Below are 14092 nucleotides of genomic sequence, written 5' to 3'. Positions count from 1 at the left end.
TTTGCGGCCGACTGTTTCGGTGCCGAACCTGCGAAATGTCCTGGATTTTCGTATCCGAACATCGTGGCCCGGCGGCGAAATCCGGACGAACGCGCGGCGAAGCCGAAAGCGAACGCCCGGCCGGAAAGGCGCTAAGCCGTTGTTCGTGTTGTGAAAATTCGCCGCGTATCGCGTATAATTCGGCTTTGCGCCCATAGGATCTGCCATGCGTCTTATCCAAAAAGCACTCACGTTCGATGACGTGCTCCTCGTCCCGGCGTTCTCCGACGTCCTGCCGCGCGACACCAGCCTCAAGACCCAACTCACCCGCAACATCGCCCTGAACATGCCGCTCGTGTCCGCCGCCATGGACACGGTGACGGAAGGCCGTCTCGCCATCGCGATGGCGCAGCAGGGCGGCGTGGGCATCGTCCACAAGAACCTCACGCCCGCCGAGCAGGCGCGCGAAGTCGCCAAGGTCAAGCGTTTCGAGTCCGGCGTGGTGCGCGACCCGATCACCGTGCCGCCGTCGATGAAGGTTCGCGACGTGATCGCGCTGTCGCGCCAGCATGGCATTTCCGGTTTCCCGGTGGTGGAAGGCGCGCAACTGGTGGGCATCGTCACCAACCGCGACCTGCGTTTCGAAAGCCGTCTCGACGAGCCGGTCAAGTCGATCATGACGCCGCGCGAGCGCCTGGTCACCGTCAAGGAAGGCACGCCGCTGGCCGAGGCCAAGGCGCTGATGCACAGCCACCGCCTGGAGCGCGTGCTGGTCGTCAACGATACCTTCGAGCTGCGCGGCCTGATGACGGTGAAGGACATCACCAAGCAGACCGAGCACCCGGATGCCTGCAAGGACGAGCACGGCAAGCTGCGCGTGGGCGCGGCCGTCGGCGTCGGCGCCGACAACGAAGAGCGCGTCGAGCTGCTGGTGCAGGCCGGCGTCGACGTGATCGTGGTCGACACGGCGCACGGCCACAGCAAGGGCGTGCTCGAGCGCGTGCGCTGGGTCAAGCAGAACTTCCCGCAGGTCGAGGTGATCGGCGGCAATATCGCTACCGCCGCCGCCGCCAAGGCGCTGGTCGAGTACGGCGCGGACGCGGTCAAGGTCGGCATCGGCCCGGGTTCGATCTGCACCACGCGGATCGTGGCCGGCGTGGGCGTGCCGCAGATCAGCGCGATCGCCAATGTCTCGGAAGCGCTGCGCGGCTCGGGCGTGCCTTGCATCGCCGACGGCGGCGTGCGCTTCTCGGGCGACGTGTCGAAGGCCCTGGCCGCCGGCGCGAATGCCGTGATGATGGGCAGCATGCTGGCCGGCACCGAGGAAGCGCCGGGCGACGTGTTCCTGTACCAGGGCCGCCAGTACAAGTCGTATCGCGGCATGGGCTCGGTCGGCGCGATGAAGGACGGCGCCGCCGATCGCTACTTCCAGGACAACTCCGCGAACATCGACAAGCTGGTGCCGGAAGGCATCGAAGGCCGTGTCGCCTACAAGGGTTCGGTCAACGCGATCCTGTTCCAGCTGGTGGGCGGCGTGCGCGCCAGCATGGGCTATTGCGGTTGCCGCACCATCGCCGAGCTGCACGACAAGGCCGAGTTCGTCCAGATCACGGCGGCCGGCATGCGCGAATCGCACGTCCATGACGTGCAGATCACCAAGGAAGCCCCCAACTACCACGTGGACTGATCGCCGATGAAGCCATTGCTGCGCGTCGTACTCGTCATCGATGCCCTGCTGCTGCTCGCAGGTGGCCTGCTGTTCGTGCTGACGCCCTGGAAGGGGCTGTACGACGCGCTGCAACTGGTGCCGGTCGATCCGGCGATGGTCGGCCAGGCGTTCGGCATCGCGCTGCTCGGGCTGGCCTGGCTGTCCTTCCACGCGTCCGTCAACGGCGGCATGACCTCCGGCGTCGCGCGCGCCGTCGGCCATGTGAACTGGCTGATCGGCGTGCTGATGGTGGTCTGGCTGATCGGCCTGCACCGGCCCGAGCTGACCGCCTTCGGGCAGCTCGTGTCGGTGGTCACCGCGGTGGTGCTGTTCGTGATCGGGCTGGGCGGCGTGAGGCTGTCCTCGGCGGTGCGTCGGCGCGAGCGGGTGCAAGTGGTCGAAGCCAAGGCTTCGGCGGTGCAGCCCGCGCCGGTGGTGGTGCCGCCGCAGCCGCATCCGGCGCCGCTCGAACCCGCCGCCACGCGCGTGGAGCCGGGCATCGGCGCCAAGCCGGTGGTCCAGTCCGGCAGCATCGACGCGGCGCCTTCGTATGCGCCGCCGGCCGCGCCTGGCGCCGCCACGGATTCACGCCTGCAAGGCTCGTCCGGCAGCTCGACGAGCCGCGGCGATCCGCCGGTTCACGGTTGATCTCGCGGCGCGGCGCGGCGGCGTTCGCCGGGCCATTCGGGCCATCCGGGCACATTGCCCGGCCCGTCCCTGATTCAGATGCAGCGCTTCGCGCGCTGTTTTTCTTACCTGTTTGTTTTTCATCCCGTCCGCAGCCATGCACGACAAAATCCTGATTCTCGACTTCGGTTCGCAAGTCACCCAACTGATCGCGCGGCGCGTTCGCGAAGCCCACGTCTACTGCGAAATCCATCCGAACGACGTCACTGACGAATTCGTACGCTCGTTCGCGCCGAAGGCCGTGATCCTGTCCGGCAGCCATGCCAGCACCTACGAGGATCAGCAACTGCGCGCGCCGCAGGCGGTCTGGGATCTCGGCGTGCCGGTGCTCGGCATCTGCTACGGGATGCAGACCATGGCGGTCCAGCTCGGCGGCAAGGTCGAGTGGAGCGACCACCGCGAATTCGGTTACGCGGAAGTGCGCGCGCACGGCCATACGCGCCTGCTGAACGGCATCGAGGACTTCGCCACGGCCGAAGGCCACGGCATGCTGAAGGTCTGGATGAGCCATGGCGACAAGGTCGGCGAACTGCCGCCGGGCTTCAAGCTGATGGCCTCGACGCCGAGCTGCCCGATCGCGGCGATGGCCGACGAGGAGCGCGGTTATTACGCCGTGCAGTTCCACCCGGAAGTCACGCACACCGTGAAGGGCCGCCAGATCCTCGAACGCTTCGTGCTCGAGATCGCCGGCGCGCAGCCCGACTGGGTGATGCGCGATCACATCGAGGAAGCCGTCGCGCTGATCCGCGAGCAGGTGGGCGACGAGGAAGTGATCCTCGGCCTGTCGGGCGGCGTCGATTCGAGCGTGGCCGCGGCGCTGATCCATCGTGCGATCGGCGACCAACTGACCTGCGTGTTCGTCGACCACGGCCTGCTGCGCCTGAACGAAGGGCAGATGGTGCTCGACATGTTCCAGGGGCGCCTGCATGCGAAGGTGGTGCACGTCGATGCCTCGGAGCAGTTTCTCGGCCACCTGGCCGGCGTGACCGATCCGGAAGCGAAGCGCAAGATCATCGGCCGCGAGTTCGTCGAGGTGTTCCAGGCCGAGGCGAAGAAGCTGTCGAACGCGAAGTGGCTGGCGCAGGGCACGATCTATCCGGACGTGATCGAATCGGGCGGCGCGAAGACCAAGAAGGCGACCACCATCAAGAGCCACCACAACGTGGGCGGCCTGCCGGAGACGCTGGGGCTGAAGCTGCTGGAGCCGCTGCGCGACCTGTTCAAGGACGAGGTGCGCGAGCTGGGCGTGGCGCTGGGGCTGCCGCCGGAGATGGTCTATCGCCATCCGTTCCCGGGCCCGGGCCTGGGCGTGCGGATCCTGGGCGAGGTGAAGCGCGAGTACGCGGAGCTGCTGCGTCGCGCCGATGCGATCTTCATCGAGGAACTGCGTTCGACGATCGCCAACGAGCAGGACGTGGCGGCGGGGATCTGCGAGGCTTCGCAGGTGGGCAAGTCCTGGTACGACCTCACGAGCCAGGCGTTCGCGGTGTTCCTGCCGGTGAAGTCGGTGGGGGTGATGGGTGATGGGCGTACCTACGATTACGTTGCCGCGCTGCGCGCGGTGCAGACCACCGACTTCATGACGGCGCATTGGGCGCATCTGCCTTATGCGCTGCTGGGGCGGGCTTCGAATCGCATCATCAATGAAGTGCGCGGGATCAATCGCGTGGTGTATGACGTGTCGGGGAAGCCGCCGGCGACGATTGAGTGGGAGTGAGCCCCAAGCTGAGACTGGCATCGTTCCATCACTAAAAAGTAGTGGAAGACATAAAAGCCCGCATCGATGCGGGCTTTTTATTTTTATACGGCATGACTAACCATTTGTAGCCGCCGGAAGTTTCCATCCAAGTGGGCGACTCCCTCGCATGCTAGTCTGACCACCTCACGCGTCAATCCAGCCGATGCGCTCCCAACCCCATGACCTCCAGCCCGCGCTCCGCGACTCATTCGAACGCATATCCGATCCATATAGGATGTGCCGGATGGGCGCTGTCATCGCGGCTAGCCGAGCTATTTCCCACGCAAGGCAGCCATCTGGAGCGTTACGCCCGAGTCTTCTCCTCGGTGGAGATCAACTCCTCGTTCTATCGTCCTCATCAGCCGAAGACCTATGCGCGGTGGGCCGCGAGCGTACCCGACGAATTCCGGTTTTCGGTCAAGCTGCCGCGCAGCATCTCGCACGAACTGAGATTGCGCGACACCGACGCCGCCGTGCGCGAATTCCTGGCTCAGGTCGAGCCCCTGAAGGAAAAATTGGGCTGCCTGTTGCTCCAACTGCCGCCCAGTCTGGCCTTGGACGAGGCTGCGGCCCAAGGCTTTTTCTCGCTGCTGCGAAGCCGCACGGCAACCCCCATCGTTTGCGAACCACGCCATGCGAGCTGGTTTAGCGAGGCGGGCGCGGCGATCATGAAACGTGCCGGGATCGGCTGCGTGCGGGCGGACCCACCGCCCGTCGCCGATATCGAGCCAAGGGGCGATTCACGCACCCTGTACATCCGTTTGCACGGTTCGCCGGAAATTTATTATTCGGCATACGACGAGCCCTTCCTCGACGCGGTGGCGGCTCGGGCGGTCGAGGCCAGCCGCTCCGGCTCCGAGGTCTGGTGCATTTTCGACAATACCGCGCGCGGCGAGGCCATTCCCAATGCGTTGACGCTGACGGAGAAATTAGCGAAGGCAAACCGCTAAGCGGAATCGTTCCGGGCGCGACCATGGAGCGGCGCATCGGCATCCGCCATTTCGCGCGCAAGAACGAGTGCCCGGGTCATGTCGTCGAGCACCTTGTCGCGCGAGTTGTCATCCTGCTGGCGTAATGCGAACGACGGGTGATAGGTGGCGATGGCCCATCCACCATCAATCTCGAAAGGCGCATTCACATAATCGCGAAGCTTGGTTTTCCTGCGCAACAGCGCGGTGAGCGCCGTGGCACCGAGCGCCACGATCACGGCAGGTCGAACCGTGTCCAGTTCATGCTCGAGCCAGTGATGGCAGGCTTCGATTTCACGTTGCATCGGCGTTTTGTGCAAACGGCGCTTGCCGCGCGGCTCCCACTTGAAATGCTTCACTGCATTGGTCAGATAAACCTGATCGCGCAACAGGCCCGCGCGCTCGATGGCAAGGTCGAGCAGTTGCCCCGCCGGCCCGACGAACGGTTGTCCGCTCAGGTCTTCCTGATCTCCCGGTTGCTCGCCGATCAACATGATTCGAGCGCTGCTCGGCCCCGCGCTGCCTACCGCCTGCGTGGCGTTACGCCACAAGTCGCAACGTCGGCAAGCATCCAGCGAAGAGGCTTGCTCTCGAACCGGTTGCGCCACCTCGGCTTCGACAGCAATCGCCTTGCCGTTCAGCGTGCCGATACCGCTGGCTTGAGCGAGCCGCCGCGCGCCGCTCCTGGCCTCGCTGATCATGCCGGGAATCAAACGGGCCTCGGGCAAGCCCTTCCAGAAACGTACCGGCATATGCTGCTTCAGCGCGTTTTCATTCAGTCGCGCCGGGTTGAACGTGCTCCGGTAATACGCGATCCACAATGCCTCGGCTTCATCCTCGGTGTCATGACGATGATCGCCCGGCAACGCGCGACGCGCGTCCAGATGCAACTGGCTGCCGTCCCAGAAGGCCGCGCCGCGAGGGGTGGTGATGAGCCATGAGGATCGGCCCATGCGCTGCGCGAAATGTTCCGCCGCCCACTCGAGCACGTCGTGCTCGGGTTCGTACCATGCGAGGTATTCGGGAACGGCCTGGGCATCCGGCTGCTTGCGAAATCGCACATAGGCGATCATGTCGTGCTGCGCGCGGCGCACGCTCTTGGCCATGCGGTAAAGCCGTGAGCCGTCGATATCGGCGGGCGATGCCGCCGAGCGATCGCCGTGATACCAGCGCCACAGCACCTTGTACAAGAACGCCCAGCGCTGGGGGTCGCGAAACGATGCGGCGTCTCTCAGCAGCGCCGCGAACGCCTTCGACACCTGAACCTCGGCCAGGCGGGGCGAAGCCGCGGCCGTGCCTGGCGATGCCGGCGCGTAGTCGATCGAGGCTTGCTGCTGCGGCATCTCGATAGCCTCCGCGAGACGCCAGTGGATCGACGCCGGCGGAAGGTCTTCCGCGAGCGCCGCGAGCGAGGCCGCGCGCCACGCGGCAAAGCGATCCTCGATCACGATGGTGCGCATCGGCCGTCCTCACAACAGCGCGAGTTGCACCGGCGGTGGCGCGAGTACGCGGCGCAGCGCCTCGGACGACGCATCATGCAGGGCGGCGCGATAATCCTGCGTCACCACGAACGGCCGGATCTTCTCCATCGGACAGCGCAGCCGCACCAGATCCTCGTAACGGACGCGACGCGTGCGCCGCAACTCCACGATGCGTTTTGCGTTACGCATGCCGATGCCGGGCACGCGCGCGATCGCGCGAAGCGGCGCGCGGTTGAGGTCGACAGGAAAATGTTCGCGATGAGCGAGCGCCCAGGCGAGCTTCGGATCGATGTCAAGCGCCAGGTCCGCGCTGCTCCCGAACAGCTCGTCCGCATGGAAGCCGTAGCCGCGCAGCAGAAAGTCGGCTTGATAAAGCCGATGTTCGCGCAGCAGAGGCGGCGCCTGCGCGGGCAAGGCGGACGGGCTGTCTGGAATGGGACTGAAGGCCGAGTAGTAAACGCGCTTGAGCTTGAACGAGCCGTAGAGCGATTCGGCCGTCTGCAGGATGGTGCGATCGTTCGTCTGGTCGGCCCCGACGATCATTTGCGTGCTTTGCCCGGCCGGCGTGAACGGCGGCGCTTTGGTCTCGGCCTGCGCCTCTTCCTGCGCAAGCCGGATCGATCCCATCGCCAGCTTGATGGTTCGCACGTTCTTTTCCGGCGCGAGGCGCGCGAGACTGCCGTCTGTCGGCAATTCGATATTCACGCTCAGACGATCCGCATAGCGACCGGCTTTCGCGATGAGTTCCGGGTCCGCGTCGGGAATGGTCTTGAGATGCAGATAACCGCGGAACTGGTGGTCCTCCCGCAGCGACTGCGCCACGCGCACCAATTGTTCCATCGTGTAGTTGGACGAGCGGATGATGCCCGAACTCAGGAACAGGCCGTCGATATAGTTGCGCCGGTAAAAATCGAGCGTGAGATCGACGACTTCCTCGGGCGTGAAGCGCGCGCGCGGCACGTTGCTGGAGCGGCGGTTCACACAGTACTGGCAGTCGTACAGGCAAAAGTTGGTGAGCAGGATCTTGAGGAGCGACACACAGCGCCCGTCCGGCGTGAAGCTGTGACAGATGCCCGCTCCGGTGCTGGCACCGAGCCCGGAAATACCGCGCGAGCCGCGCTTGGGCGCGCCGCTGCTGGCGCAGGAGGCGTCGTACTTCGCCGCGTCGGCCAACACCTCGAGCTTCTTTTGCAGTTCCACGTCGCCACCGATACTGTATATGCGTACAGTATTCTACGTGGGTGGATGATGAGCGCAAGCGGAAAATGAAAGAGCTTTTGGGGCGGAACCATTGCCGTCGCGCAGCGCAAACAGGACGGGGAAATGTGGCTGCATGACCGCAAACCTCGTATGACTTTCCGGCCTGCACAGCCGGAAAACGCGCCCTCTTGATTTCACGATTCCCCACACGATGCGTCCCTGCAACGGTCCCGCCGATTCCCGGCGCGGCCCTCGCACGTCCATTTCCGGGAGAACACCATGCGACACCCACTGCAGCAAGCCGACCAGGACACGCCAGCCCAGCAAACGCACATCGGGGAGGCCTGACCCATGACCACCGAAGCCCTCGACCCCTTGCTGCGCCAGTTCGCCGAGAAGCGCCTGGGCCGCCCCCTTCAGCCGGGCGAAGAACACGCGCTGCTGGAGCTGCTGCCGAGCCGCCAGGGCAAGCCGGCAGCACCCGCCACCACACCCGCCACACAAGCCCCCACCGCCCACCCACCCTTGCAGCAACTGAAAACCCGCAAGGAAGCCCGCGAGCAGATCAAGCACTTCCTTCAACTGAACCAGCAGAAAGCCTACGAGAAGATGCAGGGCATCCTGCAGACGATCGACACGCAGAACGAGACGACGCTCGGCATGCTGGCCTCGGAACAGCAAAAGGTCTCCGGCGTGCTCGACGAGCACGAGCCGCCGGGCGATGCCCAGGCATCCGCCACGGGCGAGATCCAGGACAGCACCCGCCAGGCACTGGCGATGATCGGCGAACAACTGACGGGCCTGATCCGCCAGGAAATCGAATCGTGCTTCCGGCAATACGTCGATCCGCTCGCCAGACGGCTCGACGCGATAGGCGAGCTGCTGCAGGACATCGCCGCCATCCCATCCGAACCCGCCACGCCGGAAGCCGCCGCAACCATTCCGATTCACGACACCCCCGGCCCGGCGTCCATGGAGTAGCACACGGGCCACGCGGCTGACCTCAACCGCTCCCGCGGTGCGATTCCTCAACTACGCGACTCAAGGAGCAAAAAATGGCTGATACGTGTCAAGTGTGCCAGGTCAATCCTGCGATCACCGATGCCGTCACGCAGGTCAACGTCAAGGTGGTCGGCGAAGCGCCGGCCATGGCGATGGGCTCGCTGTACCAGGCCCAGAGCCATTCGCTGAGCATCCTGTTCGAGAACGCGGTGCAGCAGCAATCGCAGGCCGCGATCCAGTCGCAAACCTCGACCAACGTGGGGACGATGCAGCTCTACACGATCGGGCCGGAAAGCGCGGGCGCGGCCGCCACGGAAATCGGCGCGAACGGGATCATCTCCGTGCTGGCCGACGTGATCGCGATCGGCAAGGCGGTGGGCGGCCCGTAAGGCGTCGTCGCGGGGCCGTGGCCGGGCGGCGGCGAAAGCGGCGCGAGCCGCCGTCGCCTCCGCCGCGCCGCGGATTGGCAGCATGGCCGCCGGCGCCTGAACGGCGGGGCCGCGCGGTGTTCCGGAGCAAGCGACAGGACGGGCAGGGCCGATTCGATGCGGCGCCTGTTCGCGAACCAGGAGAAATACGATGGCAGCAAACGATGCAGGGACGGGCACCAACGACCCGAAGGACGCATGCAACTGCAAGGCGTGCTCGGTCAATTCCGCGATCACCGACGCGGTCACGCAGACCAACGTCAAGGTGGTGGGCGAAGCGCCCGCGATGGCCACGGGCTCGCTGTACCAGGCCCAGAGCCATTCGCTCAGCGTGTTGTTCGAGAACGCCGTGCAGCAGCAGTCGCAATCCGCGGTGCAACTGCCGACCTCGACGAACGTGGGCATCATGCAGCTCTACACGCTGGGGCCGGCGAGCGCCGGCGCCGCGGCGACCGAAATCGGCTCGAACGGCGTGCTTTCCGTCCTGGCTGATGTGCTGGCGCTCGGCAAGGCGCTGGCCTGACGCGTGATGCGGCGTCGGCGCCGGGCGGCGGCTCGAGCTTCGCTGCTTGCCGCCCGGCGCGCGACGCCGCCTCGACGTCCACGCCGCATCGACGAGGCCGCGCACCGCGTGTCGTGGCCCGATCCACTCATGCCTTCGCCGTGACCGCGCCACCGCGGCGAGCAATCCAGGAGCAACACTATGACGGAGCAGGTTTCCCCCGCGATCACCGATGCAGTCACGCAAGCCAACGTCAAGGTAGTGGGCGAGGCGCCCGCCGTGGCCTTGGGCACGCTGATGCAGTCCAACAGCCATGCCTCGGCGATCCTGCTTCACAACGCGGTCCAGATGCAGGCCAACCAGGCCGCCTCCAACATGGCCGCCACGACGGTCGGCATCATGCAGCTGTACGCCAACTCCCCGGTCGCGGCGGCCAACGCGGCGCGCGCGGCCGACAACAATTTCGTCTCGCAACTGTCCGCGATCGCCCAGCTGATGAACGCCATCGGCCACTGGCGCGGCTGAGCCTCCTCACGCGTCGCGCCAGGCGGCGCGCGCCATCCTTGCCTGCCGCGGCACGGCACGCCCTGCGTGCTTGCCGAGGCCTCAATTGGCGTCGGCGATATTGCGCAGCCGTTCCGGCTTCTCGATCGTCACGCCGTGCTCGTGAAGCCGGATCAGGCCGTCGCGCTGCATCTTCTGCAGGCTGCTGTTCAGCCGCGGCCGGCTCACGTTGAGCATCGCGGCCAGGATGCTCTGGCTTTCCGGCAGCGCCACCTCGAGATCCTTTCCCTGCACGCGATTCAGCAGATGGCGCGCGAGCCTCGCCTCGAGCCGGTACAGGCACGCCGATTCGGTGAAATCGCTCAGTTGCTGGATGTGCCGGCACAGCTGCTCGTAGATGCGCTCCATGAAATCCGCGTTGGCGCGCAAGGGCGCGAAGTGCTGGCGATGCAGCAGCGAAATGCGGCAGTCGTGGCTCAATTGGGCGGTGAAGCTGCGCCGATGGGCGCGCAGCAGCGTGCTCTCGCCGAGCAATTCGCCCGGCAGGGTGTGGCCGAGGATGACCTCGCGTCCGCCGGGTTCGTGCAAGGTCTTGTAGACGCGGCCGCGGTGCACGAAGGCAATGAAATTCTCCGGATCTCCCTTGAAGAACAACAGGCGATGGCCGCGCTCGGGCCAGGGCGCGAGATGCCGCTCGATATGCGCGAGCAGGCTTTCCGGGAGATTCGCGAGTATCGGAATATTACGCAGTATTTCAGCGTCGGCAAGGACAGGCATGTTTTCCGTGCGAGGTAGTTTGACGATGCGCCCACCTAGCGGAAAACGCTGCCTTTGGCATTGCGTGAATAACGAAATAATGAAAGGCGCGGAATGATCGGCAAGCAATCCGGATAGGGCGGCCTTCGGCGGCAAGGATGCTTGCTGGATCGACTCGGGAGCAGCGTGCCGGCGCACGAACAGATCGCGGCGGTAGTCGTTCTTGTTCATCGCAAATGCCGTTGTTCAAGCCCGGCGGCGCGCCTGAAACAAGGGTTCGGTCCATGCCGGGGAATTAGAAATTTGCGTTCATAATAATCAGGAAAATTTACTGAGCTGATTATCCAAATTCGGTGTTACGCAGGTAACAGCGCCATTCGCGGCATCGAATCGATTCTGTGTTTTCCATAAAAAAGGAACGCACGGGATGACACACTCAAATCAACACGCGGCCCCCACGCCAGCGTCACCGGCGCAACAACTCGATCAGACCTGGCGCGAAATGCAGGGGAAATTGCGGCGCCGCGCGCGAATGCTGTGCAAGGGCGATATTCATCGTGCCGACGAACTGCTGTCCGATACCGCGCTCAAGGTCCACATCTACCTGCAGCGCTCTCCCGATCGCGTCCGCAACCTGGCCGGCTTCCTGTTCCTGGCGATGAACCACGCCTTCCTCTCCGGCGCCCGTCATCGCCAGCGCGAAAACGGCCTGCTCGAATTCGATCCGGGCTGGGACGACGACCACATCGTCGAGTTGGCCGGCCACGCGCCGTCGGTGGAGCAGCAGTTGTTGTTGCGGCAGCAACTGTCGCGCCTCGAACAGGTGCTGGCCGCGCTTCCCCGGCAACAGCAGGTGCTGTTCACGCTGAAGTTCGAGGAGGAGCAGCCCTATCCGCACATCGCGGCGATGCTCGGGATCAACGAGCCGCTGGCCAGGAAACGCGTCGAGCTGCTGCGCAAGAAATTGCGCGCGGACCTCGCCTGAATGCGTTCACGAACGCGCTCACGCAGCGTTCCTAAGCGCATACGCGGCGTCGATGGCCTGCCGGCCCGCCGTTCCTTCAATCGCATGCCGGAGCCGAGATCCGAGGAGGCCTCGTGGCAGACAAAGTCAATGAGCAGGTCACCGACGCGCTGACGCAGAACAATGTGAGCGTCGTGGCGGTTTCTCCAGCCCAGGCGCTGGGCACGCTTTACCAGATGTTCAGCCAGGCCGTCGGCATCTCGGCGCAGAACATGACGCAGCAGCAGGCGGCACTCAACCAGATTTCGAATGCCGTCGTGTCGAAGGCGGTGGCGATGATCCTGTCGGTCGAAGCCTCGCCGAAGGGCGGATCGGGCGGGCTGACGGGCGGCGCATCGAGTGGCGGGGCGGGCGGCGGATCGGGCGGCGCGTCCCATGTCACGACGAGCGGGCCGCAGATGGAGTCCACGCATTGAAACGTGCCGATTCTCGGGATACCTGAACCATGAACATGAAAGGCTTTTTGGGTGGACGCGGCGACGGCGCATTGCAGACGCCGCGCGATGTTGCGGATGCAGCGGCAGCGGGCGCAACGCCGCCGCCCGCCGCCGAGCCGCAGGTCGCGCCTTCGACGGGCGTCGCGCGTACCTGGCCGGTGAACCGGCTGCGCCGGCTCACCGATGCGCTGAAGGCACCGAACCGGATCGCCGATGCGCCCGGGGCGGGCGGCTCGGCGCTGCAGACCGTGCAGGCGATCAACGCGGAGGCGGCATCCTACGCGACCACGCAGATCGCCGTCGGCCCGAACATGATGATCACGCAGGCGGGCGGCATGGTCGCGCAGGCCGCGGCCAATTACTTCGAGGCATCGACCTCGCTGGCGATCGCGGGCAAGAGCGTGCTGATGAAGGATCTGGCGCAGAAGACCGTCGACGAGAACGTGCCCGGGATGGCGATGGATGCGATGGGCCTGCTGTTGACGGACCTGTTCGTCGCCACCGCGGCGCTCGTCGCGGGCGCCGCCGAGGCGATCGAAGGGGAGGCCGCTAGTATCGCGCTCGACAAGATCGACGAGAGCCTGCAGAAGTACCAGGCGCTGCTGGACAAGAAGGGCACGTAGGGCGCGCCGTCCTCGGCATCCTCGGTTCGCCGAATCCCGACCACGAAGCGGGAATGGCTTTTTTTGAGGGTTATAAGTCCTTTGAGCCATCTTCCACGGATTCCATAATCTGCTCACGAAATCAGGCCGGAGCCGGCGCAACGATGCGCCGGACTTCAGCCCGATCCATGGCGAAGCAGATAGAGGAACACGAAGATGAGACTCAGCAACAAGACGGCGCTGATCACCGGCGGAACCAGCGGCATTGGCCTCGCGACGGCCAGGCTCTTCATTGCGCAAGGCGCGCGCGTGGCGGTCACGGGCCGTGACGAAGCCGTATTCGAGCGGGTGAGGGCCGAGCTCGGCGAACATGCACTGGTCCTGAAGGGCGACGTCCGCTCGATCGAGGACATGCGCGCGATCGCGGCCGAGGTGCAGGAGCGGTTCGGCGGCCTCGATATCGTGTTCGCCAACGCGGGCTGGGCCTTTCCCTCCGCGATCGGCGACATCGACGAAAGGCTCTATGACGAGATCATGGACATCAACGTCAAGGGCGTGGTGTTCACGCTGCAAGCCGTGCTGTCTTTATTGCGCGAAGGTTCGTCAGTCATCCTCAATACCTCCTTTGTCGCTCAGACCGGCAAGCACGGCATCTCGCTGACCGCCGCGGCGAAAGCCGCCGTGCGATCGCTGGCCCGCAGCTGGTCCTACGAGTTCCTCGATCGCAGGATCCGTTTCAACGCGATCGCGCCTGGCGCGATCGACACGCCGCTGATCGGCAGGTGGGGCAGGCCGCACGAGTGGGTTCGCGACCGCAAGGCCGAGTTGGCGCAAGCCATCCCGGTCGGCCACATGGGCCGGGCCGAGGACATCGCCCACGCGGCGCTCTACCTCGCCAGCGACGAATCCGCTTACGTCGTCGGCACCGAGTTGGTGGTCGACGGCGGCGCCTCGCAGCTTTGACTCCCGGCTGCGCGATTTCCCTCTTCATCAAACGCCCGCCCGGCTGTCCGCGTGGCGGTGCTTCAATCCGGCCCGAGCCGGCTGCGCTCGCAAACGGGCCGCGGTACAAGGAG

Annotated in this window: 15 protein-coding genes; 12 read left to right on the top strand and 3 right to left on the bottom strand. The window is 65.3% G+C overall.

What is annotated here, in order from left to right; translation table 11 throughout:
• Nucleotides 1-205 precede the first annotated feature (205 nt).
• The 4 genes from guaB to F3J18_RS02620 all read left to right on the top strand — a co-directional run bounded on the left by guaB (nucleotide 206) and on the right by F3J18_RS02620 (nucleotide 5062).
• Nucleotides 206-1666, top strand: a complete 1461-nt coding sequence (guaB, locus tag F3J18_RS02635) for an IMP dehydrogenase (RefSeq protein ID WP_025096645.1) — start codon at nucleotides 206-208, stop codon at nucleotides 1664-1666.
• 6 nt (nucleotides 1667-1672) lie between these two features.
• Nucleotides 1673-2335 (top strand): hypothetical protein, encoded by a 663-nt coding sequence (locus tag F3J18_RS02630; protein WP_166911196.1) that lies wholly within the window; start codon nucleotides 1673-1675, stop codon nucleotides 2333-2335.
• Between the two features lie 136 nt (nucleotides 2336-2471).
• Nucleotides 2472-4091 carry a glutamine-hydrolyzing GMP synthase gene (gene guaA, locus F3J18_RS02625; protein ID WP_017919223.1) on the top strand — a complete coding sequence of 540 codons (1620 nt, stop codon included), beginning with the start codon at nucleotides 2472-2474 and terminating at the stop codon, nucleotides 4089-4091.
• 200 nt (nucleotides 4092-4291) lie between these two features.
• Nucleotides 4292-5062: a DUF72 domain-containing protein gene (locus F3J18_RS02620; RefSeq protein WP_166911194.1), complete on the top strand. Its 771-nt coding sequence runs from the start codon at nucleotides 4292-4294 to the stop codon at nucleotides 5060-5062.
• Here the strand turns inward: F3J18_RS02620 and F3J18_RS02615 are convergent.
• Both F3J18_RS02615 and F3J18_RS02610 read right to left on the bottom strand, forming a co-directional pair.
• Nucleotides 5059-6540, bottom strand: coding sequence for a UdgX family uracil-DNA binding protein (locus tag F3J18_RS02615; RefSeq protein ID WP_166911192.1), 1482 nt, complete (start codon nucleotides 6538-6540; stop codon nucleotides 5059-5061). The genes F3J18_RS02620 and F3J18_RS02615 overlap by 4 nt on opposite strands.
• A 9-nt stretch (nucleotides 6541-6549) precedes the next feature.
• A complete protein-coding gene (locus F3J18_RS02610) occupies nucleotides 6550-7761 on the bottom strand; it encodes a putative DNA modification/repair radical SAM protein (protein WP_036051046.1) in 1212 nt (403 codons plus the stop codon).
• A 351-nt stretch (nucleotides 7762-8112) separates the two neighbouring features.
• Between F3J18_RS02610 and F3J18_RS02605 the strand changes: the two genes are divergently transcribed.
• The 4 genes from F3J18_RS02605 to F3J18_RS02590 all read left to right on the top strand — a co-directional run bounded on the left by F3J18_RS02605 (nucleotide 8113) and on the right by F3J18_RS02590 (nucleotide 10218).
• Complete coding sequence (locus tag F3J18_RS02605; protein ID WP_166911190.1) at nucleotides 8113-8742, top strand: hypothetical protein; 630 nt, start codon at nucleotides 8113-8115, stop codon at nucleotides 8740-8742.
• 74 nt (nucleotides 8743-8816) lie between these two features.
• A complete protein-coding gene (locus F3J18_RS02600; RefSeq protein ID WP_025096650.1) occupies nucleotides 8817-9152 on the top strand; it encodes a RebB family R body protein in 336 nt (111 codons plus the stop codon).
• Between the two features lie 190 nt (nucleotides 9153-9342).
• The gene (locus tag F3J18_RS02595) at nucleotides 9343-9714 is read left to right on the top strand and encodes a RebB family R body protein (RefSeq protein ID WP_025096651.1); all 372 of its coding nucleotides are present in this window, start codon (nucleotides 9343-9345) and stop codon (nucleotides 9712-9714) included.
• 180 nt (nucleotides 9715-9894) lie between these two features.
• The gene (locus F3J18_RS02590; protein WP_025096652.1) at nucleotides 9895-10218 is read left to right on the top strand and encodes a RebB family R body protein; all 324 of its coding nucleotides are present in this window, start codon (nucleotides 9895-9897) and stop codon (nucleotides 10216-10218) included.
• Between the two features lie 81 nt (nucleotides 10219-10299).
• On the opposite strand, the gene F3J18_RS02585 is transcribed toward F3J18_RS02590, so the two are convergent.
• Nucleotides 10300-11184 carry a Crp/Fnr family transcriptional regulator gene (locus F3J18_RS02585; RefSeq protein ID WP_240154480.1) on the bottom strand — a complete coding sequence of 295 codons (885 nt, stop codon included), beginning with the start codon at nucleotides 11182-11184 and terminating at the stop codon, nucleotides 10300-10302.
• A 196-nt stretch (nucleotides 11185-11380) separates the two neighbouring features.
• Here F3J18_RS02585 and F3J18_RS02580 point away from each other — a divergent pair, with 196 nt between their 5' ends.
• The 4 genes from F3J18_RS02580 (at nucleotide 11381) to F3J18_RS02565 (ending at nucleotide 13979) form a co-directional block, all read left to right on the top strand.
• Complete coding sequence (locus F3J18_RS02580) at nucleotides 11381-11938, top strand: sigma-70 family RNA polymerase sigma factor (protein WP_025096654.1); 558 nt, start codon at nucleotides 11381-11383, stop codon at nucleotides 11936-11938.
• A gap of 113 nt (nucleotides 11939-12051) precedes the next feature.
• Nucleotides 12052-12393: a RebB family R body protein gene (locus F3J18_RS02575; RefSeq protein WP_166911188.1), complete on the top strand. Its 342-nt coding sequence runs from the start codon at nucleotides 12052-12054 to the stop codon at nucleotides 12391-12393.
• Between the two features lie 35 nt (nucleotides 12394-12428).
• Entirely contained in the window at nucleotides 12429-13037 is a 609-nt protein-coding gene (locus F3J18_RS02570; protein ID WP_240154479.1) for a hypothetical protein, read from the top strand.
• Nucleotides 13038-13232: 195 nt separating this feature from the next.
• Nucleotides 13233-13979 carry an SDR family oxidoreductase gene (locus F3J18_RS02565; protein ID WP_166911184.1) on the top strand — a complete coding sequence of 249 codons (747 nt, stop codon included), beginning with the start codon at nucleotides 13233-13235 and terminating at the stop codon, nucleotides 13977-13979.
• Nucleotides 13980-14092 lie beyond the last annotated feature (113 nt).

This window comes from Burkholderia sp. Ax-1720 (assembly GCF_011753035.1).
Taxonomy (GTDB): domain Bacteria; phylum Pseudomonadota; class Gammaproteobacteria; order Burkholderiales; family Burkholderiaceae; genus Burkholderia; species Burkholderia gladioli.
This window is presented reverse-complemented; position numbering and strand designations above follow the sequence as displayed.

Coding starts and splice junctions, on each gene's coding strand:
- guaB (WP_025096645.1), top strand. CDS start 206: ATGCGTCTTATCCAAAAAGCACTCACGTTCGATGACGTGCTCCTCGTC.
- F3J18_RS02630 (WP_166911196.1), top strand. CDS start 1,673: ATGAAGCCATTGCTGCGCGTCGTACTCGTCATCGATGCCCTGCTGCTG.
- guaA (WP_017919223.1), top strand. CDS start 2,472: ATGCACGACAAAATCCTGATTCTCGACTTCGGTTCGCAAGTCACCCAA.
- F3J18_RS02620 (WP_166911194.1), top strand. CDS start 4,292: ATGACCTCCAGCCCGCGCTCCGCGACTCATTCGAACGCATATCCGATC.
- F3J18_RS02615 (WP_166911192.1), bottom strand. CDS start 6,540: ATGCGCACCATCGTGATCGAGGATCGCTTTGCCGCGTGGCGCGCGGCC.
- F3J18_RS02605 (WP_166911190.1), top strand. CDS start 8,113: ATGACCACCGAAGCCCTCGACCCCTTGCTGCGCCAGTTCGCCGAGAAG.
- F3J18_RS02600 (WP_025096650.1), top strand. CDS start 8,817: ATGGCTGATACGTGTCAAGTGTGCCAGGTCAATCCTGCGATCACCGAT.
- F3J18_RS02595 (WP_025096651.1), top strand. CDS start 9,343: ATGGCAGCAAACGATGCAGGGACGGGCACCAACGACCCGAAGGACGCA.
- F3J18_RS02590 (WP_025096652.1), top strand. CDS start 9,895: ATGACGGAGCAGGTTTCCCCCGCGATCACCGATGCAGTCACGCAAGCC.
- F3J18_RS02585 (WP_240154480.1), bottom strand. CDS start 11,184: ATGAACAAGAACGACTACCGCCGCGATCTGTTCGTGCGCCGGCACGCT.
- F3J18_RS02580 (WP_025096654.1), top strand. CDS start 11,381: ATGACACACTCAAATCAACACGCGGCCCCCACGCCAGCGTCACCGGCG.
- F3J18_RS02570 (WP_240154479.1), top strand. CDS start 12,429: ATGAAAGGCTTTTTGGGTGGACGCGGCGACGGCGCATTGCAGACGCCG.
- F3J18_RS02565 (WP_166911184.1), top strand. CDS start 13,233: ATGAGACTCAGCAACAAGACGGCGCTGATCACCGGCGGAACCAGCGGC.